Below are 25,619 nucleotides of genomic sequence, written 5' to 3' on the forward strand. Positions count from 1 at the left end.
CCTACAGCCGGCAGATCGCAGTCTGGCCGATGCGCGGGACGAAGGTGTCTGTGCGCGGGTTGTAGCTGCGATAGCGGACCTGGCAGGCGTGGACGTGGCGGTTCCAGTCCGAGACGCGCGTGAAGTGGGTCGGCGGCGCGGGCGGACGGGCGCCCCAGCTGGTGTTCCAGGTTCCGTGGCGTGCGTTCGTGTTGGCGTTCGCGTTCGAGCTGCCTTGAGACGGACGGTTCTGCGCGTGATGGTTCTGTGCCGGTTGGCTTTGAGCAGGCCGGCTTTGCGTGGGTTGGCCGGGGCGAGTCTGGCCGCTGTTCGAGCGGTCGTTGGCGTGGCCCTGCTGGGCCTGGCTGTGGGCCTGTGGGGCCGCCAGGGCGGGCAGGGCCGAGAGGGTCATCAGGCCGGCAGCGATGGCGGCCAAAGCCTGGGTCTGAGTGCGGGTGGAGCGCATGGTGGTCTGTCCTTGATCGGTTTTTGCCCCCGACCCTGGTTCAACGTGTCCGGGTGTCTCGTCCGTCGTCGGAATCGGCAAGATCATCCGAATGAATCAGAGGAAGGCGGCGGCGCCGCAATCACGGTCCGCTGACCCCTTGTGTGGCGGGATCGACACACCCACCTGAAGCTCAGCCGAAGGGCGCGTTGCTTGCGTTAGAGGACGCGCTGACGGACTTTGCCTTTCAAGGGGAAGCCACGCATGAACCTCGATCTCTACTCCGACCGCTCCAAGCAGGCCGTCCAGTCGGCCCAGTCCCTGGCCCTGGCCCGCCGCCACCAGCAGTTCGCGCCCGAGCATCTGCTGAAGGTGCTGCTGGAGGAACGCGACGGTCTGGCGCGCAATCTGGTCTCCCTGGCTGGCGGCGACGCCGAGAAGGCCGCGACCGCCGCCGAGGCCGCCCTGGCCAAGCTGCCCCAGGTCGAGGGCGGCAATGGGCAGCTTTATCTGCACGGCGACATGGCCCGCGTCAGCGCCGCCGCCGAGGCCGCCGCCAAGAAGGGCGGCGACGCCTTCGTCACCACCGAACGCCTTCTGGCCGCCATCGCCCGTGAGGGCGGCGCGGCCTCCGAAGCCCTGAAATCCGCCGGCGTCACCGCCGCAAAACTGGACGCCGCCGTGGCCGATATTCGCAAGGGAAAGACCGCCGATTCCGCCGGCGCCGAAGACGCCTATGAGGCGCTGAAACGCTATGCCCGAGACCTGACCCAGGCCGCGCGCGACCAGAAGATCGACCCGGTCATCGGCCGCGACGAGGAAATCCGCCGCACCATCCAGGTCCTGGCCCGGCGCACCAAGAACAACCCCGTCCTGATCGGCGAGCCCGGCGTCGGCAAGACCGCCATCGTCGAGGGTCTGGCCCTGCGCATCGTCAACGGCGACGTGCCCGAGAGCCTGAAGGACAAGGTGGTCATGGCCCTCGACATGGGCTCGCTGATCGCCGGCGCCAAATACCGCGGCGAGTTCGAGGAGCGGCTGAAGGCCGTGCTGGGCGAGGTCACGGCCGCCGAGGGCCAGATCATCCTCTTCATCGACGAGATGCACACCCTGGTCGGCGCCGGAAAGGGCGACGGGGCCATGGATGCGTCCAACCTGCTCAAACCCGCCCTGGCGCGCGGCGAGCTGCACTGCGTCGGCGCCACCACCCTGGATGAGTACCGCAAATACATCGAGAAGGACGCGGCCCTGGCCCGGCGCTTCCAGTCGGTCTTCATCGACGAGCCGACGGTGGAGGACACCATCTCCATCCTGCGTGGGCTCAAGGAGAAGTACGAGGTCCACCACGGGGTGCGGATTTCCGACAGCGCCATCGTCGCCGCCGCCACCCTGTCGAACCGCTACATCACCGACCGCTTCCTGCCCGACAAGGCCATCGACCTGATCGACGAGGCGGGCAGCCGCGTCCGCATGGCCGTGGATTCCAAGCCCGAGGCCCTGGACGAGATCGACCGCCGTCTGGTCCAGCTGAAGATCGAACGCGAGGCCCTGAAGAAGGAGACCGACAAGGCCTCCGTCGCCCGGCTGGAGACGCTGGAGGACACCATCTCCGACCTCGAGATCGAGAGCGCGGAACTGACCACGCGCTGGAAGGCGGAAAAGGACAAGGTCGGCCAGGGCGCTCAGCTGCGCGAGACCCTGGACCGTCTGCGCGCCGAACTGGCGGGCGCCCAGCGGGCCGGCGACCTGGGCCGTGCGTCAGAGATCGCCTATGGCCAGATCCCCCAGATCGAGAAGCAGCTGGCCCAGGCCGAGGCCGATGAATCCACCGGTTCCGGCCCGCTGACGCCCGAGGTCGTCGACGCCGAACAGATCGCTCAGGTGGTGTCGCGCTGGACCGGCATCCCCGTCGACAAGATGCTGGAAGGCGAGCGCGAGAAGCTGCTGTCGATGGAGGACGCGCTGCGCGGTCGCGTCGTGGGGCAGGACGAGGCGCTGGAGGCTGTCGCCGACGCCGTGCGCCGCGCCCGCGCAGGGTTGAACGACCCCAACCGCCCGCTCGGCTCCTTCCTGTTCCTGGGCCCGACCGGCGTGGGCAAGACCGAGTTGACCAAGGCCCTGGCCGCCTTCCTGTTCGACGACGACAACGCCATCACCCGCATCGACATGTCGGAATATATGGAGAAGCACTCGGTCAGCCGCCTGATCGGCGCCCCTCCCGGCTATGTCGGCTATGACGAGGGCGGCGCCCTGACCGAGGCGGTGCGCCGTCGCCCCTATCAGGTCGTGCTGTTCGACGAGGTCGAAAAGGCCCACCCCGACGTCTTCAACGTCCTGCTACAGGTGCTGGACGACGGCCGCCTGACCGACGGTCAGGGCCGCACCATCGACTTCAAGAACACCCTGCTGATCATGACCTCCAACCTGGGGTCAGAGGCTCTGGCCAATCAGGGCGAGGGCGACGATGTCGAGGCCGTGCGCCCCTATGTGATGGACTCGGTCCGCGCCCATTTCCGCCCGGAGTTCCTGAACCGCATCGACGAGATCATCCTGTTCCGCCGCCTGGGCCGCGAGCAGATGAGCGGCATCGTCCGCATCCAGCTGTCGCGCCTCGAAAAGCTGATGGCCGACCGTCGCCTGACCCTGTCGCTGGACGACAGCGCCTATGCCTGGCTGGCCGACAAGGGCTACGACCCCGTCTATGGCGCGCGGCCGCTGAAGCGCGTCATCCAGAAGGACCTGGTCGATCCGATCGCCAAGAAGCTGCTGGCCGGAGAGCTGGAGGACGGGTCGGTGATCGCCGTGTCAGCGGGGAGCGACGGGCTGGAGATCGGGAAGGCTAGGGTGCATTAGTAGGGCCTTGCTTCGGAGGCCTCAGTGATCCGTCTTGCCAATTACACTATCTTCCTTTCCCGCCCCTCAGATATTGAAAGCGATATTGAGGTCGTCAAAGAAGCCATTGCAGACGCAAATTTTCTCGCTGCTCCGCTAGGAGTTAGATTCGCCACTTTTGATTGGCGAGAAAATGCGACACCTGGATTGGCCATTGAGCCTCAAGCTCGTATTAGTGAGCAATCCGACGGGTATGATGTAATAATCGCATTGCTCGGTGCCACTTTAGGTACACCAACACTGAATCATTTGTCAGGATCGGTGGAAGAAATAGAAGGCGCGATACAGCGCGCCCCAAGTGCTACATTTAGAAATGATTCTGTAATGATTTTCTTTAAGGAAGTTGTTCTAAATCTTAGCTCAAATTTGGATGAGGCTAAAAAAGTTCAGGAACTGAAACAAAGTCTTGGTCCTAGGGGTATACTTTATAAGTCATACGATAGCGACGAAATTTTACGAGAAGGAGTGTTAAGGTCGCTGGGCGTGCTTCTTGCTAGCCATGCCCAAGGCGTGACGCCTCGTTTATCGTATATAGTTCCTGTTGACGTAGTCATTGATGATCAGGACGCCGAGCTCGCCGAGCTTGGTCTGATGGACTATAGTCAAATTTCTGCAGATGACATAGAGGTGGCGACTCGGGCGGCTAAAGATCTTGGCGATGCAATGAAGCTGTTGGGTGACATAGTTGTCTCAAAGACCCCTGAGATTGTCTTGGCCCAAGAAGGCGATAATAAGCCGGCAATGAGGGGAATTATTTCAGAAGTAGCTGAGGCTATGATTCAATGTTCTGAAAGTATTCACAGAGATGGATTGATTATGGCGGACAGGTTCAAGTCTTCTTTGTCTGCTATAAGAAGCATTCTAGACATACAGAATGTTGATTTGTCGGAAGAAGTTTCTAGGCAAGAGCTGGAGATCGCGGGGGAGATTACAACGTCTCTTCTAGACACAATCGCGGGGGTGATTCCTCAAATTGAGAGTTTCAGAGAGGGAATTTCGACACTGCCGCGCCTTACAAAAGAGCTTAATTCCGCAAAAAGAAAACTACTGATATCAACTGAGAATCTTATTGTTTTGATGCGAGAAATATCTGAAGAAATCGCCGCAGTTAATGAATTTAGCAAATCTGGCGCTGCTTAAGGCCCGGACTGGCCTTTAAGAGAAAGACTGCACCGAGCGTCAGCGCGCCCGTCATCCGATCTCGCTTAGTTCAGCCATCTTCTCCCGCAAGAGAAGAAGGAAAGCTCAGCGGAGCGCCTTCGCCTCCACCGTCGCCATGATCTCGGGCCGCACCTCTTCGGGGTCTCCACTGCGCTGCGCCTGGAATGCCGAAGACGAGAACGGCTGTGGGGAAATCGGATAGGTTGTGCGGATGGGGACGCATCGCACCTTTATCGCCACCTACATCATGGCGAATGGGCGGAACGGCGCGACCTATGTGGGGATGACGGCCAACCTGACGGCGCGGGTGTGGAAGCACAAGACCGGCGCCTTTGACGGCCATTCCAGGACCAAGGGCTGTACGCAGCTGGTCTGGTTCGAGCGGCACGCCTGGGTGGTCGGGGCGATCATGCGCGAGACGCGGATCAAGGGCTGGAAGCGCGACTGGAAGCTGAAGCTGATCGAGGACGCCAATCCGCAATGGCTGGATCTGGCGGCCGACTGGTATCCGGTCAACGACCCCGGCTGGACGCCTCCGGTCGAGGCGGACTGAGAGCCCTCAGGCCCGCGCGGCGATCCATTCGGGGGCCTCGGCGATGGCGTCCAGCACGCCCAGGCGGGGGTCGTCCTGCGGCAGGTCAGCCTCCTCGTGGGCCCAGGTGATGGCGTAGGGGATGTGGATGGCGAAGGCGCCGGCGGCCAGGGCGGGCAGGATGTCGGAGCGGACCGAGTTGCCGATCATCACCCCCTGGGCGGCGCCCGTGCCGTGGCGGGCGAAGACGTGGTCATAGGTGGCGCGGTCCTTTTCCGACGCGATCTCGACGGCGGCGAACAGCTCGCCCAGGCCCGAGGCGGCGACCTTGCGCTCCTGATCCATCAGGTCGCCCTTGGTCACCAGAACCAGGCGATAGTGTTGCGACAGTTCGGCCAGGGCCTCGTCCACGCCGGGCAGGGTCTCGACCGGGTGGGACAGCATCTCGCGCCCGGCGGCCAGGATCTCGCGCACCACATGGGGCGGGGCCTCGCCGCCGCAGATCTCCATGGCGGTCTCGATCATCGACAGGGTGAAGCCCTTCACCCCATAGCCATAGAGCCGCAGGTTGCGCCGCTCGACCTCGGCGATGCGGTCGGCGACGGCGGCCTGTTCCGCGTGGTCGGACAACAGGGCCGCGAACCGGTCGTGGGTCAGGCGGAAGATGGTCTCGTTGTGCCACAGGGTGTCGTCGGCATCGAGGGCGACGGTGGTGATGGGCATGGGCAGGCTCCGGCGGGGACGGACGCCATACAATGTCCGCTCATCCCCGCGAAGGCGGAGTTTAAGCCGCCTCCGCCTGTTCCACGCTGACGGCGTCCAGGGCGCGGACCAGGTCGGCGATCAGGTCGTCCTGATGCTCCAGCCCGACCGACAGGCGCAGCAGGCCGTCGGTGATGCCGGCGACGACCTTGGCCTCGTCGGTCATGGCGGCGTGGGTCATGGTGGCCGGGTGGGCGATCAGGCTTTCGACGCCGCCCAGGCTCTCGGCCAGGGTGAAGGTCTCAAGCGTCTCGACCAGGGTCTTCACCGCCTCGACGCCGCCCGACAGTTCGAACGACAGCATGGCGCCGGGGCCCTGCTGCTGGCGCGCGGCCAGGGCGTGGCCGGGGTGGGATTTCAGGCCGGGATAGTGGACGGCGCGGACCGCCGGATGGGCCTCCAGCAGGGCGGCGACGTGGCCGGCGGTCTCCTGCTGGCGCTCGATGCGGGTGAACAGGGTGCGGATGCCGCGCAGGGTCAGATAGGCGTCGAAGGCGCCGCCGGTCACGCCCTTGCAGTTGGCCCACCAGGCCAGCTCGGCATGGTCCGCCGGATCAGCGCAGATGACGGCGCCGCCCACCACGTCGGAATGGCCGTTGATGTATTTGGTGGTCGAGTGGACGACGATGTCGGCGCCCAGCTCCAGCGGTCTTTGCAGGGCGGGCGACAGGAAGGTGTTGTCGGCGACGACCTTTGCGCCAACGGCGTGGGCGCGCAGGCAGATGTCGGCGATGTCGACGATGCGCAGCAGGGGGTTGGACGGGGTCTCGACCAGCACCAGCCTGGGCTTCAGCTTGAAGGCGGCGTCCAGGGCGGCCGGGTCGCCCTGATCGACCCACAGGACCTCGAAATGACCCTTCTTGGCGTGGGCGCTCAGCAGGCGGTGGGTGCCGCCGTAACAGTCGTGCGGCGCGACCAGAAGATCGCCGGCGGACAGCAGGTTCAGCGGCAGGTCGACGGCGGCCATGCCCGTGGCGGTGACCACGCAGCCGGCGCCGCCCTCCAACTCGGCCAGGGTCTCGGCCAGGACATCGCGCGTCGGATTGCCCGAGCGGGAATAGTCGTACTTCCGCTTCTGCTCGAACCCGGCGAAGGAATAGTTGGACGACAGATAAAGCGGCGGCATGACCGCGCCGTGGGCCGGGTCGGTGTCCACGCCCGAGCGGGCGCAGATGGTGCGGATATCCTTGGTCGTGCGGATCGGGCGGGTCACTGGTCGATATCCTCAAGTGCGGCGCGCAGGATGTCCGCGACCAGCGCGTCCTCCTTCAAAAAGGCGTCGTGGCCGTACAGGGACGGCGCCTCGACCAGGCGGAACAGGGCGGGCAGGCGGGCGGCCAGCTCGCGGATGTCGTCCAGCGGCACCAGCCGGTCGGAATCGAAGCCGACCAGGGTGACGGGCACGGAGATGGCCTCCGGCGAGACCGCGTGCCGGTCGATGGAATCCGACAGGGACAGCCAGCGGGCCGGGGTGGTGTGGTTGCGATAGGCGACGCCGCGCGCCGTCAGATATTCGCACACCGGATAGGCCTGGCCGGCGGCGGCGGGGGCGGTGGACTCGAACCGGTCGCGGAACTCTTCCGCCGTGCGATAGGTGGTCATGGCCAGTTCGCGGGCCAGGGCGACGCCGTCCTCGGGCCGTCCGGCCTCGGTCGCCAGCTGCAGGATGCGGCGCTGGATGCCGCGCCAGGCGGTGGCCTGCGGGTGGGCGCGGTGGGCGGCTGAGACGACGACCAGTTGATCGACCCGGTCGGGGTAGAGCTCGCCAAAGGCCAGGGCGATCATGCCGCCGTAGGAACAGCCGATGAAGGCGGCGACGCTGTGGATCTCAAGGTGGTCCAGCAGCAGGCTGAGCAGGCGCGCCTGGTCCTGGGTGGTGATGGTGACGGCGGTCTCTTCGCTGTCGCCCTCGGGCGCATAGTCGATGGCCAGGACCTGGAAGCGGGACAGGTCGACGGGGCCGCCGACCGAGACGGCGCCCGACCACCAGCCCAGGCCGTTGGTCTCGGTGCGATGCACGAACCGGCCGGCCGAGATGCCGCCGGCGACGATGACGACGGGCGCGCCGTCGCGTCCGTGCAACCGGCCGATCAGTCTCTTCTGGCCCAGGCGCTGGCCGGACAGCAGTCGGAAGTCGGCGGGGATGTCGACGGACACGTCGGTCGCCTTGCCGTCGCGCAGCACGGCGCGCAGGGCCGAGGCGGTCGCTCCCCGACGAAGGGGCGCAGGACGACAATAGGGGTCGGAGGGGGCGGCGCCGGAAACCGCATCCAGACTGGCAAGCGCGTGGGTCATTGTCGTCTTCGCATCGTCCCGCCCAGCAAGGCTCCCGATGCGTGACAGATCGTGGCGCGTCGCCGTAAGCCCGACGCTCCACCCATCTCTCGCGAACACGTCCGAAAACGCATCCTCGCAGGAGTTGGCACCGTTCGGGTTTGAAGCCGATGGTTGCCCCGACGTCGTAGGGCCTATCCCTCGGTCGGTCTTGATGAGTGAGAGCAAAATGCTGAGATCGACGCCTGTCGTCAAGCGAGAAAACTTCGCCGATCTCCCAAATGGCTGGGCGGTCCTGCGGCCCTATACTCGCCGAATTGCCGATTGGCGCAAAAATCGTGCGCATAAGGCTTGACGACCGGCCCTCGAAGCGACAGTTTGCCGCCGAACATTGCGCAGGAATGCAACTTCGTGTCCCGTCTCGGCCACATCATTTCGATCTCGATTACCACCGCCGCCGTCGTGACGGCGCGGTCGGGAACGCCTGCGCTCACCACCACCGGCGGTATGACCATCACCGGCCCCTCAGGGGCGGGGACAGGTTAGCGCGCGCCGACATCGGCCAGCCAACCCAGACCCGCCCGGACCCCCGGCGCGGGTTTTTTCTTGCCCGAAACTTCACACCCTTTCCTCATTGTCCCGACTTCAAATCCAGAGACGATCATGCCCAATCCCGCCAACCTCGCTCTCGTCGAAAAACCGGTGCAGCAGCACGCGCCCCTGACCTCCGCCGACGTGGTGGTGCTGAAGTTCGGCTCGTCGATCCTGCGGACCCAGGCCGATGCGCCGGCGGCGGCGTCCGAGATCTATGGCCACGTCCGCGCCGGCCGAAAGGTGGTGGCGGTGGTCTCGGCCTTTGGCGGGCAGACCGACCGGCTGCTGACCGACGCGCGCACCCTGGGGCTGGATCACGAGAACGACCTGCTGCCTGGCTATGTGGCCCTGGGCGAGGAACTGGCGGCGGCCCTGACGGCCATCGCCTGCGACCGGATCGGCCTGGATTCGGTGGCCCTGTCGGTGCGCGAATTGGGCATCCTGGCCGAGGGACCGCCCGAGCATGCCCACCCCTGCGGCCTGCGCGCCGATCCCCTGCGTCAGGCCTTGGCCGAGCATCAGGTGGTGGTGGTGCCCGGCTTTGGCGCCGTGCGGCCCGATGGACGGCTGGCCCTGTTGGGTCGCGGCGGTTCGGACCTGACGGCCGTCTTCCTGGCCGCCGAGCTGGGTCTGGATCATGTGCGGCTGGTGAAGGACGTGGACGGCCTCTACGACCGCGATCCGGCCTCGGCCTCCGGCAAGCCGCTGCGCTATCGCCGCGCCTCCTGGGACGAGGCGCGCCGTGTCGGCGGGTCGCTGGTCCAGCATGACGCCATCGACCTGGGCGAACAGCGCGGCGTCGAGATCGAGGTCGCCGCCCTGGGCCGCGCCTCGGGCACCATCGTCGGCGTCCAGTCGGCGCCTCCCGGCCCGTCCGTGCCCGACGCTCCCGTGCGCGTGGCCATCGCCGGCTGCGGGGTGGTCGGCGGCGGCCTGCTGGCCCGGCTGCTGCCCGACAGCCGCTATGAGGTCGTCGGCGTCCTGGTGCGCAATCCCAAGAAGCCGCGCGACGTGGCGGCGCCGCAGGACCTCTACACCGCCGACGCCGAGGCCCTGCTGGACCTCAAGCCTGACCTGCTGGTCGAGGCCCTGTCGGAAGGCGAGGCCGGTCACGCCCTGATCCGCGCCGCCCTGGAACGCGGCATCGACGTGGCCAGCGCCAACAAACAGGCCATCAGCCGCGATCCCGCCGGCCTCCAGGACCTGGCCAGAAAGCACAAGGCGCACCTGGCCTATTCGGCGGCGGTGGGCGGCGGCGCGCCGATGATCGAGACCCTGCGCGCCGCCCGCGCCGCAGGTCCCGTCGCAGGCTTCGAGGCGGTGCTGAACGGCACGGTCAACTTCATGCTGGACCGCCTGGCCGCCGGCGCCGACTTCGCCGACGCCCTGGCCGACGCCCGTGTCGCCGGGTTCGCCGAGGAGGACCCCTCGTCCGATCTGGAAGGCCGCGACGCCGCCGCCAAGGTCAAGCTTTTGGCCTTCGAGGCCTTTGGCGAGACGCCGGAGGGGGATTCCATTCCCTGCGATGAACTGTCGGCCCGTTACGCGGTCACCGGCCCGGTGCGCCAGATCGGCGCCTGTCACCGCAAGGACGGCCAGCTGAGCGCCTCGGTCAAGCTGGACGCCGATCTCAGCGATCCGATGTTCCAGTCGCTGCGGGGCGAGCGCAATGCGCTGAAGGTCTATGGCGAGGATGGCCGGGTCTGGTCGTGCAAGGGACGCGGCGCAGGACGCTGGCCGACGACCGAAAGCGTGCTGGCCGACGTCGCCGACATCATCCGCGCCCATCACGCCGTCTACGGCTGATTTCAGGTGGCGGTCTTTACTCCGGTCTCGGACGATCAGGCGCGGGCGTTCGTCGCCGGCTATCCTTCCCTGGGCGATTTCGTGTCCCTGCACGCGATCGCCGAGGGGGTTCAGAACACCAACTACCGGCTGGAGACCTCCACCGGGCGATACGTTCTGACCCTGTTCGAACAGTGGACGGAGACCGAATCCCTGCCCTTCTGCCTGGGGTTCACCGACCATCTGGCGGACAAGGGCTTTCCCGCCGCACGGCCTGTGCGGGCCCATGACGGCCAGTGGGTCGGCGAGCTGAACGGCCGGGCCGCGGCGGTGGTCGAATGGCTGTCGGGCGCCTGGATCCGCGACCTGTCCCTGGCGGACCAGAGGGCGGGCGGCGTCATGCTGGCCCGGCTGCACCTGGCCATGGCGGACTTCGCCGGAACCCGCGCCAACCCGGTCGGCCCCGACCAGTGGCGCGCCCTGGCCGACGCCTCGGCGACGGCGGCCAGGGGCGAGGACCGCGAGATCCTGGATGCGGTCGAAACGGCCCTGGCTCGTCTGGGTGATCCGTGGGCGGATGATCTGCCCCAGGGCGCTATCCACGCCGACTATTTCCCCGACAATGTCCTGTTCGACGGCGGGCAGGTGTCGGGCGTCATCGACTTCTATTTCGGCTGCACCGGCCCCCTGGCCTATGACCTGGCCATCGCGCTGAGCGCCTGGTGTTTCGACGGCGACGGCAAGGAACTGCCGGGCGCGGTCGAGGCCTTCCGGTCGGGCTACGAGAGCGTGCGGCCCCTGACGCGGGCCGAGGTTCAGGCCCTGCCGCGCCTGGGTGAGTTCGCGGCCATCCGCTTCACCCTGACCCGCCTGCGCGACCGTATCTTCCACGACCCCGCCAATCTGGTCACGCCCAAGGACCCGGGGGCGTTCGTGCGCCGGCTGGACTACTGGCGGGTGGCCGAGCCGGCCTGACAGGTCTGCGAGCGAGACTCTACTGCCCGTTCCAGAAGGTGATCTTGGCGCGTACCTGATCTCCTTCCGAGGGGCCGTCCTCAGGCATCGCAATCTGAGCGCCCTGCAACATTGAATTGGCGGCGGCGCGACCGAATCCGCTGCCTCGTGGCGTTTCGTCCTCGATCCGGCAGTGTCTGAATGTTCCCCGGGCCGTGACGGTGCAAATCAGCCCCGCTTCGCCGCGGTTCGCGCGCGCCGACATTGGAAAATCAGGTCGAGGTCGTGCCGTGAAAGTGACCTCATCACCTTCCCAAACTCGCGGAACATCCTGCGGACTTGATCCATGGGCTACTAGAACTGCGGCGGCCATGATTGCGATCATCAGATACTCCTCGGATGGATGAACCATCAGCGTTCAAACTGATTTCAGCAATCCTTGATGTCGCCCTAGGCTGCCGCGTTCGTCACGGTCAGGAATGGGTTCACCGCCGCCATGGCCCGTTCGACGTATTCGGCCTTCTCGCCTACGGGCGCGACGTAGCGGATGGCCTCTTCGGCGTCTTGAGGGGACGCCCGTCGCGCGATCATCCAGGCGGCCAGATACTGGGAGGCCAGGCAGCCGCCCGCCGTAGCGACATTGCCATGGGCGACGAAGGGACGGTCCACGACATTGACCCCCGCCTCCATGACCCAGGGCTTGGTCGTTAGGTCTGTGCAGGCGGGCAGGTCGCCGATCAGGCCCAGCCGGGCCAGCAGCAAGGTGCCGGAGCATTGGGCGCCGATCAGCTGACGTGACGGGTCCAGTCTGATGCGCGCCAGGAAGACGGCATCGGCGGCGTAGTCCCGCGTCCTGACGCCGCTGCCGACCAGGACCGCGTCGGCTTCGGCCAGGAACTCCAGCGGTTTCTGGCGCTGGATCGTCACCCCGGCCATGGAGGTGACCTCGGGCTCAGGACAGGTGATGTGCGCCTGCCAGCCCTGGCCCTTCATCCGGTTCAGGATGCCGGCCGCGATAAAGGAATCGAGCTCATTGAAGCCGTCGAGGGTCAAGATCGCGATTTGCATGGCGAATTTAGGCCGGCACCGCCACGACGGGCTCAAGCTCCAGCGCCTGGGTCTTGGCGGGCGTGGGGATGATGCGGACGAACTTCGTCAGGCTGTCGGACCAGTTGGACAGCAGACGCCGGGCCAGGGGCGAACCCGTGGCGGCGGCATGGGCCGTGACCAGTTCCAGCAGGCGTTCGCCGGCGGCCTCGTCGAGGTCGGCTTGCGAGGCCAGGTCGCCGTTCAGGGCCAGGTCGATCTGGGCCTTGGAGCTCATGACGAACAGTTCGCCGCCCGACATGCCCGCCGCCAGGTTCCAGCCCACGGGGCCCAGGACCACGACGCGGCCGCCGGTCATGTATTCGCAGCCGTGGGCGCCCAGGCCTTCGACGACGGCATGGGCGCCGGAGTTGCGCACGGCGAACCGCTCGCCTGCGCTGCCGGCCACGAAAAGCCGCCCCGAGGTCGCGCCATACAGGGTGGTGTTGCCGATGGCCGGCTGGTTCTCGCGGTACTCGTAGGGCTTGACCACGATATCGGCGCCGGACAGGCCCTTGCCGACATAGTCGTTGGCCTCGCCGGTCAGTTCCAGCTTCAGACCCTTGGCCGCGAAGGCGCCGAAGGACTGGCCGGCCGATCCGTTCAGCTTCAGCTTCAGAACGCCGGTCGGTCCGGTCGGACCCCAGCGGCGCACGATGGCCGAGGACACACCGGCGCCGATGGTGCGCATGACGTTGGAGATCGGATAGGTCAGTTCCGAGGTCTGGCCGCGATCCAGGAAGGCCCAGGCGTCGTTCAGCACGCGGGCGTCCAGGGTTTCGGGAACCTCGGCGCGGCCCTTCTCGGCCCAGGTCTTCTTCTCGGATTCGACGCGGACCAGCAGGGGGTTGAGGTCCAGGTCGTCCAGGTGCGACCCGCCGCGACGCACCTGACGCAGCAGTTCGGTGCGGCCGACGATCTCGTCCAGCGTCCGCGCGCCCAGCGAGGCCAGGATTTCGCGGACCTCTTCGGCGATGAAGCTGAACAGGTTGACCACCTTGTCCGCCGTGCCGGTGAACTTCTCGCGCAGGCGCGGGTCCTGCGAGCAGACCCCGACCGGGCAGGTGTTGGAATGGCACTGACGCACCATCAGACAGCCCATGGCGATCAGCGACGCCGTGCCGATGTTGAACTCCTCGGCGCCCAGGATGGCGGCGATGACGATGTCGCGGCCGGTGCGCATGCCGCCGTCGGCGCGGACCACGACATGGCTGCGCAGGTTGTTCAGGCTGAGCACCTGATGGGTCTCGGCCAGGCCGATCTCCCACGGCAGGCCGGCGTGCTTGATCGAGGACTGGGGCGAGGCGCCCGTGCCGCCGTTGTGGCCGGCGATCAGGATGGCGTCAGCCTTGGCCTTGGCCACGCCCGAGGCGATGGCGCCGATGCCCGAGGCGGACACCAGTTTCACCGTGACGCGGCAGTCGGGATTGATCGACTTCAGGTCATAGATGAGCTGGGCCAGGTCCTCGATCGAATAGATGTCGTGGTGCGGCGGCGGGCTGATCAGGGTGGTGCCCGGAACGGCGTGACGCATCTTGCCGATGAACTCGGTGACCTTGAAGCCGGGCAGCTGGCCACCCTCGCCGGGCTTGGCGCCTTGGGCGATCTTGATCTCGATCTCGCGGCACTGGTTCAGGTATTCGGCGGTGACGCCGAACCGGCCCGAAGCGATCTGCTTGACCGCCGAGTTCATGTTGTCGCCGTCCGGACGGGTGGCGTAACGCTCCGGATCCTCGCCGCCCTCGCCCGAGACCGAGCGGGCGCCGATGCGGTTCATGGCCACGTTCAGCACGCCGTGCGCCTCAGGGCTCAGCGCGCCCAGGGACATGCCGGGGGTCAGGAAGCGCTTCCTGATATCCGAGACGGATTCCACCTCATTGACCGGGACTGCGGTCAGACCCTCGCGCCAGTCCAGCAGATCGCGCGGCGCATTGTCGGGCTGGGCCCGGACGGCGTCGGAATACTGCTTGAAGCGCTTGTAGTCGCCGCGGTTGCAGGCGTCCTGCAGCAGGTGGATCGTCTTGGCGTCGTGGGCGTGGGATTCCTGGCCTGCCCGGATGCGGAAGAAGCCGCCGATGGCCGGCGAGGGGACGGCCTCGGTCCAGGCCGCCGCATGGCGACGCAGGGACTGGGTCTCCAGACCGGCCAGGCCGATGCCGGAAATCCGCGACGGAGCGCCGGGGAAGAACTCGGCCGTCAGGGCGCGGCTGAGGCCCAGGACCTCGAACTCGCAACCGCCGCGATAGGCGGAGATGACCGAGATGCCCTTGCGCGCCAGGGTCTTCATCAGACCGGCTTCCAGACCGGCCTTGTAGTTCAGGCAGGCGTCGCGCAGCGACATGCCCGGATAGGCGCCGCGATCCAGGCGGTCCTGGAACATCTCCTGGGCCAGCCAGGGGTTCACGGCGGTGGCGCCGACGCCGACCAGGACGGCGACGCCATGGGGTTCCAGCGCCTCGGCCGAGCGGACGACGATCGACACAAAGCTGCGCAGGCCGACATTGGTCAGGCGCAGATGGACGCCGGCGGTGGCCAGGATCATCGGGATCGACAGGCGGCTTTCGGAGGCGCGTTCGTCGGTCAGGACGACCAGGGCGCTGCCGCCCTTGACCGCCGCCTCGGCCTCGTCGGCGATCCGGTCGAGCGCGGCGCGAAGGCCGGCGCCGGGTCGGTCGCCCTCTTCCGGCAAGGGATATGAGCAGTCGATGGTGACCGTGGTCCCGGCGCCGACGACGCCCAGCATCCGCTCGTACATGCCGGTCGTCAGGATCGGCGAGTTCAGCACGAAGACGTTCGTCTGGGCCTCGTCCTCGGCCAGGATGTTGCCCAGGTTCTTGAACCGGGTCTTCAGGCTCATGGCCCCCGCTTCACGCAAGGGGTCGATGGGCGGGTTGGTGACCTGCGAGAAGTTCTGGCGGAAATAGTGGGCCAGGGGACGGGGCAGGTCGGACAGGACCGCGGGCGGGGTGTCGTCGCCCATGGAGCCCAGGGCTTCCTTGCCGTCCCGGATCATCGGATCCAGCAGCATGTCCAGGTCTTCGCGGCTATAGCCCGAGGCGATCTGGCGGCGAGTCAGGGCCTCGCCCGTGGTGGCGCGCGGCTCGGGGCCGGGGCCGATCAGGGGCTCCAGATCGACCATGTTGTCGATCCACTGCTGATAGGGGTGGGCCGCCGCCAGGGCGTCGATGGACTCGACCTCGTCCAGCATCCGGCCAGTCTTCAGATCGGCGACGATCATCCGGCCGGGGCCGATGGGGATGCGGTGCGAGATGCGGCTGTCGGGCACCTCGGCCAGGCCCGCTTCGGAGCCGGCCAGCAGCAGGCCGTCGTGGGTGACGCAGGCGCGCAAGGGGCGCAGGCCGTTGCGGTCCTTACCGCAGACGACATAGCGGCCATCGGTGGCGCAGATGGCGGCGGGGCCGTCCCACGGCTCCATCACCGCGTTGCAGTAGGCGTAGAGCGCCCGGTGCTCGGGCTTCATCAGCCCTTCGTCATTCGACCAGGATTCCGGGATCAGCAGGGCCTTGGCCATGGGCGCGGGACGACCGGCGCGGACCAGGACCTCGAAGACGTTGTCGAGGGCAGCGGAGTCGGAGCCGCCGGGCTGGACGACCGGCTTCACGTCGGCGTCGTGCTCGCCAAAGGCCTGGGCCGTCATGCGGATCTCGTGCGACCGCATCCAGTTCAGGTTGCCCTTTAGCGTGTTGATCTCGCCGTTGTGTGCCAGCATGCGGAAGGGCTGGGCCAGCCGCCATTCGGGGAAGGTGTTGGTCGAATAGCGCTGGTGGAAGATGGCGTAGGCCGACTGGAAGGTCGGATCCAAGAGGTCGGGATAGAGCTGGTCCAGCAGTTCGGCGCGGACCATCCCCTTGTAGATCAGCGACCGGGCCGAGAAGGAGCAGATGTAGAAGGCGTGCAGGCCCTCGGCCTGGGTGGCGCTCTCGATGCGGCGGCGACACAGGAACAGGGCGCGTTCGATGGCCTCGCCGTCCTCGATAAGATCGGCGGGGGCGGCCAGCATGATCTGTTCGATCTCGGGCCGGGTGGCGCCGGCCTTGGAGCCGACGACGCTGAGGTCGATCGGCGTCTGACGCCAGCCATAGATATAGAAGCCGGCGCGCAGCACCTCGGTCTCGACGATGGCGCGGGCGCGGTCCTGGGCGCCCAGGTCGGTGCGCGGCAGGAAGATCTGGCCGATGGCGATGGGGCCGGGCTTGGGCGTCTGGCCGATCAGGCGGACCTGCTCGGCGAAGAAGGCCTGAGGCACTTCGGCCATCAGACCGGCGCCGTCGCCGGACAGGCCGTCGGGGTCCACGGCGCCGCGGTGGGCGACGTTCTTCAGCGAGCGTATGGCCAGTTCGACCACTTCGCGACGCGGCTTGCCGTCGATGGCGGCGACCAGGCCGACGCCGCAGGCGTCCTTTTCGGACGAGGGCTCATAGGCGTTGCCGGCGATCAGGCGGGCGCGGTCGTCCTGGTACTTGTCCAGCCAGTTTTCAGAAACGGTCATGCGGCGACTTCTTCGGTACGGGTACGCAGATAACGGTCGATCTCGGCGGCGGCGTCCTGGCCGTCGCGGACGGCCCAGACGACGAGCGAGGCGCCGCGGACGGCGTCACCGGCGGCGAACACGCCGGGGATCGAGGTGGCGAAGCCGGCTCCGGGCTGGCCGAAGCGGGCGACCTTGACGGTCTTCCAGTCGGTAAGCGCGAGTTCCGGATTGTGGGCGGCGAAGTTCTCAGGCTCGAAGCCCAGGGCCTCGATGACCAGGTCGGCCTGGATGTCGAAGTCGCCGCCGGGCACGACCTGGATGTCGCGGCGTTGGCCGAAGACGGGCTCGGACAGGGCCATGCGGGCGGTGCGGACCGAGGTCACGGCGCCGTCCCTGGACATCAGGGCCTTGGGCGCGCCCAGCCATTCGAAATGGACGCCCTCTTCCTCGGCGTTGGCGACCTCGCGGGCCGAGCCGGGCATGTTTTCCTTGTCGCGGCGATACAGGCAGACGACGGACTCTGCGCCCTGGCGGATGGCGGTGCGGACACAGTCCATCGCCGTGTCGCCGCCGCCGATGACCACGACCTTGCGGCCCTTGGCGTGATGCCAGCCTTCGTTTTCGGGGTCTTCCAGATCGCGGCGGTTCTGGTGGATCAGGTAGTCGAGCGCGGCGACGGTGTCGCCCGGACCGCAGCCCGGCACGCTGAGGCCGCGCGCGGCATAGACGCCCATGGCCAGCAGGACGACGTCATGCTTGTCGCGCAGGTCATCCAAGGTCACGTCGACGCCGACGTTGCAGCCGGTGACGAAGGTCACGCCGCCGTCGACCAGGCGATCGATGCGCCGCTGGACCACGCGCTTCTCCAGCTTGAAGCCGGGGATGCCGTACATCAGCAGACCGCCCGCACGGTCGTGGCGGTCATAGATGGTGACCTGATAGCCCTGTTCACGCAGGCGATCGGCAGCGGCCATACCGGCGGGACCGGCCCCGACGATGCCGACGGATTCCGCGCGCTCATGCAGCGGGCGGATCGGTTCGACCCAGCCGTTGTCGAAGGCGGTGTCGCCGATGAAGGCCTCGACCGAGCCGATGGTCACGGCTTCCCAGCCCGACACGTTCAGGGTGCAGGCGCCCTCGCACAGACGGTCCTGCGGACAGATGCGGCCGCAGATCTCGGGCATGGTCGAGGTGGCCGAGGCGATGCGCCAGGCCTCGCGCATCTCGTCCTCGGCCGACAGGCCCAGCCAGTCGGGGATGTTGTTCTGCAACGGGCAGGCGTTCTGGCAGAAGGGCACGCCGCAGTCGGTGCAGCGGCCGGCCTGAGCCTCGACGTTCTCCGTGGTCGGTTTGACGATGATCTCGCCAAAATCCTGTACGCGAATCTGCGCCTCCGCCTTGGGCAGGCGGCGCGGTTGAACGACGAACCCTTTCGGGCCGGATGATCCCATTTGTTGCATGGCGGGATCAAAATCAAAAATGAGGCCTCACGGCAAATCATTTCCGCATGAACGGGCCTTTAGAGGGTCTATCGGCATATTCCTGTCGCGGATCGGCACCATACTGGCAGCGGCGACCTGTACTGCAACTTCGCAGTTGCGAACGTTTCGCGCCTAGCCCTGGCCCCATCCGCCGGCCAGGGCCTTGAACAGGGCGATCTGATAGGTGGTCACCAAGGCGTCCGACTGGGCCAGGGTCGCATCCGCCGAAGCCAGCGTCCGTTCCGAATCGAGCACGGTCAGGAAGTTGTCGGCGCCGGCGTCGAAGCGCAGGCGCGACAGGCGGGCGGCGTCGGCAGCCCGATCCCGGGCCTCCGACAGCGCCTGGCGCCGATCCAGCTCGTTGGCGTAGTTCGACAGGGCGGTTTCGGTCTCCTGCAAGGCGGCCAGAACCGTCTGGTCGAAGGTCGCCAGGGCGGCCTCGGTCAGGGCGCCGGTCTGTGCGATCCGGGCGCGGGCGACCAGGATGTTGGGGAAGGACCAGCTGATCAGCGGGCCGAAGCTGAAGCGGAAATTCTGGTCGTCGCCCAGGTCGCTGCTGTCCAGGGCCGTCGAGCCGAAAGAGCCGCCCAAGCTGATGGTCGGATACAGGGAGGCGGTCGCCACATTGACCCGCGCGGCGGCGGCGGCGAGCTGGCGCTCGGCCTGACGCACATCGGGGCGACGGGCCAGAAGCGCGGCGCCGTCGCCGACCGGGATGGGCTGGCTGAGTTGCGGCGGGCGGGCGCACTGACGCGCCGCATCGCTGGCCTCTGCGGGCGTGCGGCCGGTCAGGGTGGCCAGGCGGAACAGGGCGGCGTCGCGGGCGGCGCGCAGGGTCGGCAGGCTGGCGCGGGTCGAGGCCAGGGCCGACTGGGCGCGGGCGGTGTCCAGGCCGGTGCCGGCGCCCCCTTCCAGCAGGCGCCGCGTCAGGTCGGCGGTGTTCTGCTGCAGTTCGATGGTGCGCTCGGCGACGCCGATCTGGGCATTGGCCGAACAGGCGTCGGCATAGGCGCGGGCCGTCTCGGCGGCCACGGTGACGCGAACGGTGTTGAGCGCGGCTTCCTGGGCGTCGGCATCGGCGCGGGCGGCGCGGATGGACGAGCCGATCCGACCGAACAGGTCGATCTCGTAAGAGGCGTCGAGGCCGACGTCATAGACATCCGCTTCGGGCAGTTGCGCGCCCGTGGCGCTGGTCGCAGCCGACCCCTGGCTGCGTTGACCCGAGGCCGAGGCCGAGGTCGCGGGGAAGCGACCGGCGCGGGCTTCGGACAGCGAGGCCCGCACGGCGCGCAGGTTCGCGGCGGCGGCCTCCAGTTCATTGTTCTCGGCGAAGGCCTGGGCGATCAGAGCGTCCAGCGTGGGGTCCTGATACAGCCGCCACCAGTCGTCGCGGGCAGCGTCGGGCGACACCGCTGCGGTCTGAGAGCCTGTGAAGGCGCCCGACGCCATCAGGGGGAGGTCGGCGTCGGGCGCCCTCGGCCCCACCGCGCACGCCGTCAATACTGACGCGGCGGCGCTCACGGCGAGGATTCGGGAAAGGGTGGAAACGGTCGTCATTACAGGTCTCCCGTGCGCGGGCCGGCAGCCGGCAGCGGAGCGTTGGGGTCTTGGTGGTGCGAACCGGTCGTCGGCGCCGGCGGCGTCTTCTCCGGCTCGTGCGGGATGCGCGAGGCCAGGCCACGGCACAGCACGTAGAAGATGGGCGTGAACAGCAGGCCGAAGACCGTGACCCCGATCATGCCGAAGAACACCGCGGCCCCCAGGGATTGCCGCATCTCGGCGCCGGGCCCTTCGGCCAGGACCAGAGGCAGCACGCCCAGGATGAAGGCGAACGACGTCATCAGGATCGGCCGCAGACGGGTGCGGGCGGCCGAGACGGCGGCGTCCCAGCGGTTCATGCCCTCGTCCTCTTCGGCCTGTTTGGCGAACTCGACGATCAGGATGGCGTTCTTGGCCGCCAGGGCCACCAGTACCACCAGTCCGACCTGCACCAGGATGTTGTTGTCCAAGCCCAGGGCGTTGACCCCCAGCATGGCCGCCAGCACGCACATCGGCACGATCAGGATGACCGCCAGAGGCAGGGTGAAGGCCTCGTAGTTGGCGGCCAGCACCAGGAAGACCAGCAGAACGGACATGGCGAAGATAACGCCAGCGCCGCCCGAGGCCTGTTTCTCCTGATAGGCCAGCTCGGTCCACTCGTACGAGAAGCCGTCCGGCAGGGTCGTGGCGGCCATCTGCTCCATCTTGGAGATGGCCTGGCCGGAAGACACGCCGGGCGCGCCCTGGCCCTGCAGCTCTGCGGCCGGGAACAGGTTGAAGCGCACGATCCGCGACGGACCCGAGTCCTGGCGCAGATTGGCCAGGGATCCGATCGGCACCATGGCGCCCGAGGTCGATTTGACCTTCAGGTTGGCGATGTCGGCCAGGTCGTCGCGATAGGCGGGCTCGGCCTGGGCCGTGACCCGATAGGTCCGGCCGGCCATGTTGAAGTCGTTGATGTAGGACGACCCCAGATAGATGCCGAGGGTTGAGAACACTTCAGACGGCTGGACGCCCAGCATCAGCGCCTTGTCGCGATCGACATCGGCGGCGATGCGCGGCGAGGCGGTGTTGTAGGTCGAAAAGACCTGCTGAAGTTGGTCGGGCTGTTGAGCCGCCCCGCCCATCATGGCGAAGGTGGCGCCTTCCAGCGCGCGATAGCCCGCGCCGGTCCGGTCCTGCACCATCATCTTGAAGCCGTTGCCTGTGCCCAGACCCTGGATCGAGGGCGGGGCGATGACGAAGATACGGGCTTCCTCGATGTTGCCGGTGGCCTGGGTGATGGCTCCGGCCAGAGCGGCTGCGGTGGTTTCCTTGGTGGTGCGATCCGCATGCGGGGCCAGACGGACGAAGATGGTGCCCGCGTTGGAACCGAACGAGAAGCTGGAACCGTCAAGGCCGGCGAATGCGACGGTGCCCTCGACGCCCTCCTGGGCCTCCATGATGTCCTTGGCGCGCAGGACGATCTCCTGGGTGCGATCCAGCGAGGCGCCTGCAGGCAGCTGGATAACGCCGATCAGGGTGCCCTGATCCTGTTCGGGGATGAAGCCGGATGGCGTGTCCATCAGTCTCCAGCCCGTCAGGGCCAGCAGACCGACATAGACCACCAGAGCCAGCACCAGCATGCGCACCAGACGCGCGGTCAGGCGGCCGTACTGGTCGGACAGCCAGTCAAAGCCCTGGTTGAACTTACGACCGGCCCAGCCGACGTAATAGAAAGCCGTGCCAAGGACGCCGGGCTTGCGCTCGCCATGGCCTTCCTTGTGCGGCTTCAGCAGCAGGGCGGCCAGGGCGGGCGACAGCGTCAGGGACACGAACAGCGAGGTCACCGAGGCCGCCGCGATGGTGACGGCGAACTGGCGATAGAAGATGCCCGGAATGCCCGGCACGAACATGGTCGGCACGAACACCGACACCAGCACCAGGCCGATGGCGATCAGGGCGCCGGACACTTCCTGCATGGATCGATAGGCGGCGTCGCGCGGCGACAGGCCTTCGCCGATCAGACGCTCGACGTTCTCGACCACCACGATGGCGTCATCGACGACGATGCCGACGGCCAGGATCAGGGCCAGCAGGGTCAGGGAGTTGATCGAATAGCCGAGCGCCAGCTGCACCGCGAAGGTGGCGACCAGGGCGACGGGGATGGCCAGGATGGGGATGATCGCAGCGCGCCATGTCTGCAGGAAGATCATGATCACGAGCACGACCAGGATCACGGCTTCGATCAGAGTGTGCTGCACCGACTCGACCGAGGCGGCGACGAACTCCGTCGGGTTGTAGGCGATCTTGACCTCCATCCCCTGCGGGATGTCGGCGCGGATCAGGTCCAGTTCGGCCATGACGCGGTTTGCGGTGCCAAGGGCATTGGCGCCAGGTTGCTGAACGATGGCGATGCCGACGCCGCGTTCACCGTCGAAGAAGCCCCGGATGCCATAGCTTTCGGCTCCCAGTTCGACCCGGGCGATGTCGCCCAGACGGGTCACGGCGCCTGTGGTGTCGGTCTTCAGAACGACCTGAGAGAACTCTTGCGGCGTGGACAGTCGGCCCTGGACCTGGATGGGTTCCTGGAAGGCGGAGGCGGAGGCGTTGGTGGCGAAGGGCGGCTGGCCGATCGAGCCCGCGGCGGCCTGGATGTTCTGGGCGCGCAGGGCGCCGACGATTTCGGAGGCCGTCAGATTGCGAGCGGCGGCCTTGGCGGGGTCGATCCAGACCCGCATCGAATAGTTGCCGCCGCCGAAGATGTTGACGCCGCCGACGCCTTCGATGCGGAGCAGGCGGTCGCGGATCGTCGTGTTGGCGTAGTTGCCCAGATAGTCTGGCGACAGGGTGTCGCCCGGCGAGGTCACCGAGGCGATCAACAGGAAGCCTTGCGAGGCCTTGGCGACCACCACGCCGGTCTGGCGCACCTGATCGGGCAGGCGGGGTTCGGCCAGGGCGACACGGTTCTGGACCAGCACCTGCGCAGCATCCAGGTCGGTGCCTGGCTCGAAGGTGACGGTGATCGCCACAGAACCGTCGGAAGTCGAGGACGAGGAGATGTAGAGCATCCCCTCGACGCCGTTGATCTCCTGCTCAAGCGGCGCGGCGACCGTCTCGGCCAGGGTTTCCGACGAGGCGCCGGGGAAGGCCGCGTTCACGGTGATCGTGGGCGGCGCGATCTCGGGATACTGCGACAGGGGCAGCAGGGGATAGGCGAAGACGCCGACCAGGGTGATGAACACCGACAGGACGGCCGCGAAGATCGGCCGGTCGATGAAGAAGCGCGAGATGTTCATGTGTGTCTCAGTCGCCGATCGCTACCGAGCCCGAGAGGGCGCTGGCTGAGGTCGCCGTAGCGGCGGGCGGGGCGTAGGTGACGGGCGCGGTGTTCGTGGTCTGGGTGCGGGTGATCTGACCGGCGACGGCCTTCACCTTCTGGCCCGGCTGCTGGACGCGCGAGCCGCCGTTGATGATGACCCGGTCCTGGGCCGTGATGCCCGAGCGGATGACGCGCAGGCCGTCGATCAGCGGACCCAGTTCGACAGGACGCGGCGTGACCGAACCGTCGGCCGCGACCACCGAGACGGTGCGGCGGTCGGCGCCGGCGCTGACGGCCGCGTCTGGGATCAGCAGGGCGTCATAGGCGCCCGATCCGGCGACCCGGACCTGACCGAACATGCCGGGCTTCAGGAAGCCGTCGCCGTTCGGCACCACCGCGCGCAGGCGGATGGTGCCCGACGAGGCGTTGATCGAGTTGTCGGTGAAGTCCAGCGTGCCGGACCGGCTGAAATCGGCCTCGTCCTGCAGACGGATGCGGACAGGGGCCCCGCCGCCGGCGCGCACCTGACGCTGATACTTCAGCAGGGTGGCTTCCGACCCGTCAAAGACGAAATAGATCGGCGTCGAGGAGACGATGGTGGTCAGGACGTCGGCGGCCGACGATCCCCCGGCGACCAGGTTGCCGGCGTCGGCGCGACGGTCGGAGGCGCGGCCCGAGACGGGCGCGGTGACGCGGGTGAACTCAAGGTCCAACTGGCGAGCGCGCAGGTTGGCGTTGGCCGAGGCGACGGCGGCCTCGGCGGTCAGGAGCGCGCCGCGATTGGTGTCGACCTCGGCCTGGGACACCGCCTGCGAGGCCAGCAGGCCTTCCGAGCGGGTCAGGTTGGTGCGGGCCAGGGTGACCTGGGCCTGGGCCTGAGCCAGGGTGGCGCGGGCGGCGGCGACCTGGGCCTGAGCCGGGCGGGGGTCGAGGGTGAACAGCAGTTGGCCGCGACGGACGAAGTCGCCGTCACGGAAATGCACGGACTGGATATAGCCGCCGACGCGGGCGCGGACGTCCACGGTCTGGGTCGCCTCGAACCGGCCGGTGAAGTCGTCCCAATCGACGATCCGTTCGGACAGGGGGTTGGCCACGGTGACCTGAGCGGCAGGCGGAGGGCCGGCCGCTTCCGTCTTGGCGCAGCCGTATAGGGCTGCCGCGATCATGGCGGATACGGCGACGATCTTCAGTCTGCGCATGCGCGGACTCCTGCTTGGATGTGTTCGGCGAGTGACGGGACCACGGCGCAAATGGGGGTGCCCGGCCTCAGGTCAACACCTGATGACTTGCTTATTGTGCAGTTGCGAAGGGCTTGTCAACAGGTGATGACATAGCCATAGTCTTCCTGGGGCTATTGAGGACATCACATTGGGTTTCGAGCTTTGCAGCCGACCGAGGAACGCCGCGGCCACGCGCGAAGCGATTCTAAACGCCGCAAACCTGCGATTTGTTGCGGACAGCTATGACCGCGTCGGCATGCGCGACATTGCGCGCGACGTGGGCGTCGATCCGGCCCTGATCTCTCGCTATTTCGGTTCGAAGGAAGATCTGTTCGGCGCGGTGCTGGAGGATTGCGGGAACGGCGCCGACCTTATGGCTGGCGATCGGGCGACCTTCGGCGAGCGTATGGCCCACGACGTCATCTATGGACCCCGCAAGGAGTTCAAGCTGAGGTGGCTTCTGATCATGCTGCGTTCGATCGCCTCGCCCAAGGCGGCCGAGATCATCGTGCGCCAGTCGCAGACCCGCTTCTATGAGCCCTTCACAGACTGGGTCGGGGGCGTGGACGCCGAGATCAGGGCGCGGCTGACGGCCGGTCTGATCATGGGGTTGACCGTCAGCCGTGACATTTCCGGCGGCTTCAACCTGACCGCGGACCAATGCCAACGGCTGCAGAAACGGCTCGCGTCGATGCTGCAGAGTCTTATCGACGACTGAATCTGCACTCATGATGCAGGATGAGGGTCGATTTTGCCCCAAGGCCAGTGCTTGAGCGACAATTTGGAAAATTCGTGCACATTCGTCTTGTGCGGCGCCGTTCTATCTGGCTTTATGCGCCGGTAATCAGGAGCGGGCCGTGAGCCAAGCTATTCGTCATGACCGGACTGCAGGGGGAGCCAAGGCGCTCGCCGCGTCCCGTGCTGACGTTTTCGGCGGGCTCGTTCCGGTCGGTCTGACCACGCTTATTCTCACCGTACTTATTGGACTGCTCTCCGGAGCGGTGTGGACGCAGCTGACCTGAACCCAAGCAAAATCAGGATCGCACGCAGCCACCCGCTCCCGAAAGGAAGCGGGTTTTTTCTTGCCCGACCTCGCCGCCTCATTCCTTCCCAATCGATCTG

The 25,619-nt window shown here is 67.1% G+C and carries 18 protein-coding genes and 1 riboswitch; of the genes, 7 read left to right on the forward strand and 11 right to left on the reverse strand.

Features of this window, described 5'->3' with window-relative positions; translation table 11 throughout:
* Position 1 precedes the first annotated feature (1 nt).
* Positions 2 to 445, reverse strand: coding sequence for a BA14K family protein (locus ACO05L_RS04220; RefSeq protein ID WP_421730920.1), 444 nt, complete (start codon positions 443 to 445; stop codon positions 2 to 4).
* Between the two features lie 243 nt (positions 446 to 688).
* Between ACO05L_RS04220 and clpB the strand changes: the two genes are divergently transcribed.
* From clpB to ACO05L_RS04235, 3 genes are all read left to right on the forward strand, one after another.
* Positions 689 to 3,277 (forward strand): ATP-dependent chaperone ClpB, encoded by a 2,589-nt coding sequence (gene clpB / locus ACO05L_RS04225; RefSeq protein ID WP_421730921.1) that lies wholly within the window; start codon positions 689 to 691, stop codon positions 3,275 to 3,277.
* A 24-nt stretch (positions 3,278 to 3,301) separates the two neighbouring features.
* Positions 3,302 to 4,456, forward strand: a complete 1,155-nt coding sequence (locus ACO05L_RS04230; RefSeq protein WP_421730922.1) for a hypothetical protein — start codon at positions 3,302 to 3,304, stop codon at positions 4,454 to 4,456.
* A gap of 232 nt (positions 4,457 to 4,688) precedes the next feature.
* Entirely contained in the window at positions 4,689 to 5,030 is a 342-nt protein-coding gene (locus tag ACO05L_RS04235) for a GIY-YIG nuclease family protein (RefSeq protein WP_421730923.1), read from the forward strand.
* 6 nt (positions 5,031 to 5,036) lie between these two features.
* Here the strand turns inward: ACO05L_RS04235 and ACO05L_RS04240 are convergent, their stop codons facing one another.
* From ACO05L_RS04240 to metX, 3 genes are all read right to left on the reverse strand, one after another.
* Entirely contained in the window at positions 5,037 to 5,732 is a 696-nt protein-coding gene (locus ACO05L_RS04240) for an HAD family hydrolase (RefSeq protein WP_421730924.1), read from the reverse strand.
* A 61-nt stretch (positions 5,733 to 5,793) separates the two neighbouring features.
* The gene (metB, locus tag ACO05L_RS04245) at positions 5,794 to 6,984 is read right to left on the reverse strand and encodes a cystathionine gamma-synthase (protein ID WP_421730925.1); all 1,191 of its coding nucleotides are present in this window, start codon (positions 6,982 to 6,984) and stop codon (positions 5,794 to 5,796) included.
* A complete protein-coding gene (gene metX, locus ACO05L_RS04250; protein ID WP_421730926.1) occupies positions 6,981 to 8,066 on the reverse strand; it encodes a homoserine O-succinyltransferase MetX in 1,086 nt (361 codons plus the stop codon). The genes metB and metX overlap by 4 nt, the downstream gene beginning before the upstream one ends.
* A gap of 79 nt (positions 8,067 to 8,145) precedes the next feature.
* A riboswitch (SAM riboswitch) is annotated at positions 8,146 to 8,266 on the reverse strand.
* 442 nt (positions 8,267 to 8,708) lie between these two features.
* Between metX and ACO05L_RS04255 the strand changes: the two genes are divergently transcribed.
* Entirely contained in the window at positions 8,709 to 10,445 is a 1,737-nt protein-coding gene (locus ACO05L_RS04255) for a homoserine dehydrogenase (RefSeq protein ID WP_421730927.1), read from the forward strand.
* Positions 10,446 to 10,451: 6 nt separating this feature from the next.
* On the forward strand, positions 10,452 to 11,399 hold the full coding sequence (gene thrB, locus ACO05L_RS04260; protein ID WP_421730928.1) for a homoserine kinase: 948 nt from the start codon (positions 10,452 to 10,454) through the stop codon (positions 11,397 to 11,399).
* Positions 11,400 to 11,418: 19 nt separating this feature from the next.
* On the opposite strand, the gene ACO05L_RS04265 is transcribed toward thrB, so the two are convergent.
* The 7 genes from ACO05L_RS04265 to ACO05L_RS04295 all read right to left on the reverse strand — a co-directional run bounded on the left by ACO05L_RS04265 (position 11,419) and on the right by ACO05L_RS04295 (position 24,476).
* Positions 11,419 to 11,763: a hypothetical protein gene (locus ACO05L_RS04265; RefSeq protein ID WP_421730929.1), complete on the reverse strand. Its 345-nt coding sequence runs from the start codon at positions 11,761 to 11,763 to the stop codon at positions 11,419 to 11,421.
* A 65-nt stretch (positions 11,764 to 11,828) separates the two neighbouring features.
* Entirely contained in the window at positions 11,829 to 12,446 is a 618-nt protein-coding gene (locus ACO05L_RS04270) for a DJ-1/PfpI family protein (protein WP_421730930.1), read from the reverse strand.
* Between the two features lie 7 nt (positions 12,447 to 12,453).
* On the reverse strand, positions 12,454 to 16,974 hold the full coding sequence (gene gltB, locus ACO05L_RS04275; RefSeq protein ID WP_421730931.1) for a glutamate synthase large subunit: 4,521 nt from the start codon (positions 16,972 to 16,974) through the stop codon (positions 12,454 to 12,456).
* Positions 16,971 to 18,416 (reverse strand): NAD(P)-dependent oxidoreductase, encoded by a 1,446-nt coding sequence (locus ACO05L_RS04280; RefSeq protein ID WP_421730932.1) that lies wholly within the window; start codon positions 18,414 to 18,416, stop codon positions 16,971 to 16,973. The genes gltB and ACO05L_RS04280 overlap by 4 nt, the downstream gene beginning before the upstream one ends.
* Before the next feature lie 153 nt (positions 18,417 to 18,569).
* Complete coding sequence (locus ACO05L_RS04285; protein ID WP_421730933.1) at positions 18,570 to 19,994, reverse strand: efflux transporter outer membrane subunit; 1,425 nt, start codon at positions 19,992 to 19,994, stop codon at positions 18,570 to 18,572.
* Positions 19,994 to 23,254 (reverse strand): efflux RND transporter permease subunit, encoded by a 3,261-nt coding sequence (locus ACO05L_RS04290; RefSeq protein WP_421730934.1) that lies wholly within the window; start codon positions 23,252 to 23,254, stop codon positions 19,994 to 19,996. Before ACO05L_RS04290 ends, ACO05L_RS04285 begins: the two co-directional genes overlap by 1 nt.
* Positions 23,255 to 23,261: 7 nt before the next feature.
* Positions 23,262 to 24,476 (reverse strand): efflux RND transporter periplasmic adaptor subunit, encoded by a 1,215-nt coding sequence (locus ACO05L_RS04295; RefSeq protein ID WP_421730935.1) that lies wholly within the window; start codon positions 24,474 to 24,476, stop codon positions 23,262 to 23,264.
* A gap of 277 nt (positions 24,477 to 24,753) precedes the next feature.
* Here ACO05L_RS04295 and ACO05L_RS04300 point away from each other — a divergent pair, with 277 nt between their 5' ends.
* Both ACO05L_RS04300 and ACO05L_RS04305 read left to right on the forward strand, forming a co-directional pair.
* Positions 24,754 to 25,215 carry a TetR family transcriptional regulator gene (locus ACO05L_RS04300; RefSeq protein ID WP_421730936.1) on the forward strand — a complete coding sequence of 154 codons (462 nt, stop codon included), beginning with the start codon at positions 24,754 to 24,756 and terminating at the stop codon, positions 25,213 to 25,215.
* 139 nt (positions 25,216 to 25,354) lie between these two features.
* Positions 25,355 to 25,519 carry a hypothetical protein gene (locus ACO05L_RS04305; RefSeq protein WP_421730937.1) on the forward strand — a complete coding sequence of 55 codons (165 nt, stop codon included), beginning with the start codon at positions 25,355 to 25,357 and terminating at the stop codon, positions 25,517 to 25,519.
* Positions 25,520 to 25,619: the final 100 nt, after the last annotated feature.

Origin of the sequence: Brevundimonas sp. (assembly GCF_965227765.1) — a bacterium.
Taxonomy (GTDB): domain Bacteria; phylum Pseudomonadota; class Alphaproteobacteria; order Caulobacterales; family Caulobacteraceae; genus Brevundimonas.

What these genes read in the sequence shown, in the direction of transcription:
- ACO05L_RS04290 (WP_421730934.1), bottom strand. Translation starts at nt 23,254, where the DNA reads ATGAACATCTCGCGCTTCTTCATCGACCGGCCGATCTTCGCGGCCGTC.
- ACO05L_RS04300 (WP_421730936.1), top strand. Translation starts at nt 24,754, where the DNA reads ATGCGCGACATTGCGCGCGACGTGGGCGTCGATCCGGCCCTGATCTCT.
- ACO05L_RS04270 (WP_421730930.1), bottom strand. Translation starts at nt 12,446, where the DNA reads ATGCAAATCGCGATCTTGACCCTCGACGGCTTCAATGAGCTCGATTCC.
- ACO05L_RS04235 (WP_421730923.1), top strand. Translation starts at nt 4,689, where the DNA reads ATGGGGACGCATCGCACCTTTATCGCCACCTACATCATGGCGAATGGG.
- metX (WP_421730926.1), bottom strand. Translation starts at nt 8,066, where the DNA reads ATGACCCACGCGCTTGCCAGTCTGGATGCGGTTTCCGGCGCCGCCCCC.
- ACO05L_RS04265 (WP_421730929.1), bottom strand. Translation starts at nt 11,763, where the DNA reads ATGATCGCAATCATGGCCGCCGCAGTTCTAGTAGCCCATGGATCAAGT.
- ACO05L_RS04220 (WP_421730920.1), bottom strand. Translation starts at nt 445, where the DNA reads ATGCGCTCCACCCGCACTCAGACCCAGGCTTTGGCCGCCATCGCTGCC.
- ACO05L_RS04255 (WP_421730927.1), top strand. Translation starts at nt 8,709, where the DNA reads ATGCCCAATCCCGCCAACCTCGCTCTCGTCGAAAAACCGGTGCAGCAG.
- ACO05L_RS04285 (WP_421730933.1), bottom strand. Translation starts at nt 19,994, where the DNA reads ATGACGACCGTTTCCACCCTTTCCCGAATCCTCGCCGTGAGCGCCGCC.
- ACO05L_RS04240 (WP_421730924.1), bottom strand. Translation starts at nt 5,732, where the DNA reads ATGCCCATCACCACCGTCGCCCTCGATGCCGACGACACCCTGTGGCAC.
- clpB (WP_421730921.1), top strand. Translation starts at nt 689, where the DNA reads ATGAACCTCGATCTCTACTCCGACCGCTCCAAGCAGGCCGTCCAGTCG.
- ACO05L_RS04295 (WP_421730935.1), bottom strand. Translation starts at nt 24,476, where the DNA reads ATGCGCAGACTGAAGATCGTCGCCGTATCCGCCATGATCGCGGCAGCC.
- gltB (WP_421730931.1), bottom strand. Translation starts at nt 16,974, where the DNA reads ATGACCGTTTCTGAAAACTGGCTGGACAAGTACCAGGACGACCGCGCC.
- ACO05L_RS04280 (WP_421730932.1), bottom strand. Translation starts at nt 18,416, where the DNA reads ATGCAACAAATGGGATCATCCGGCCCGAAAGGGTTCGTCGTTCAACCG.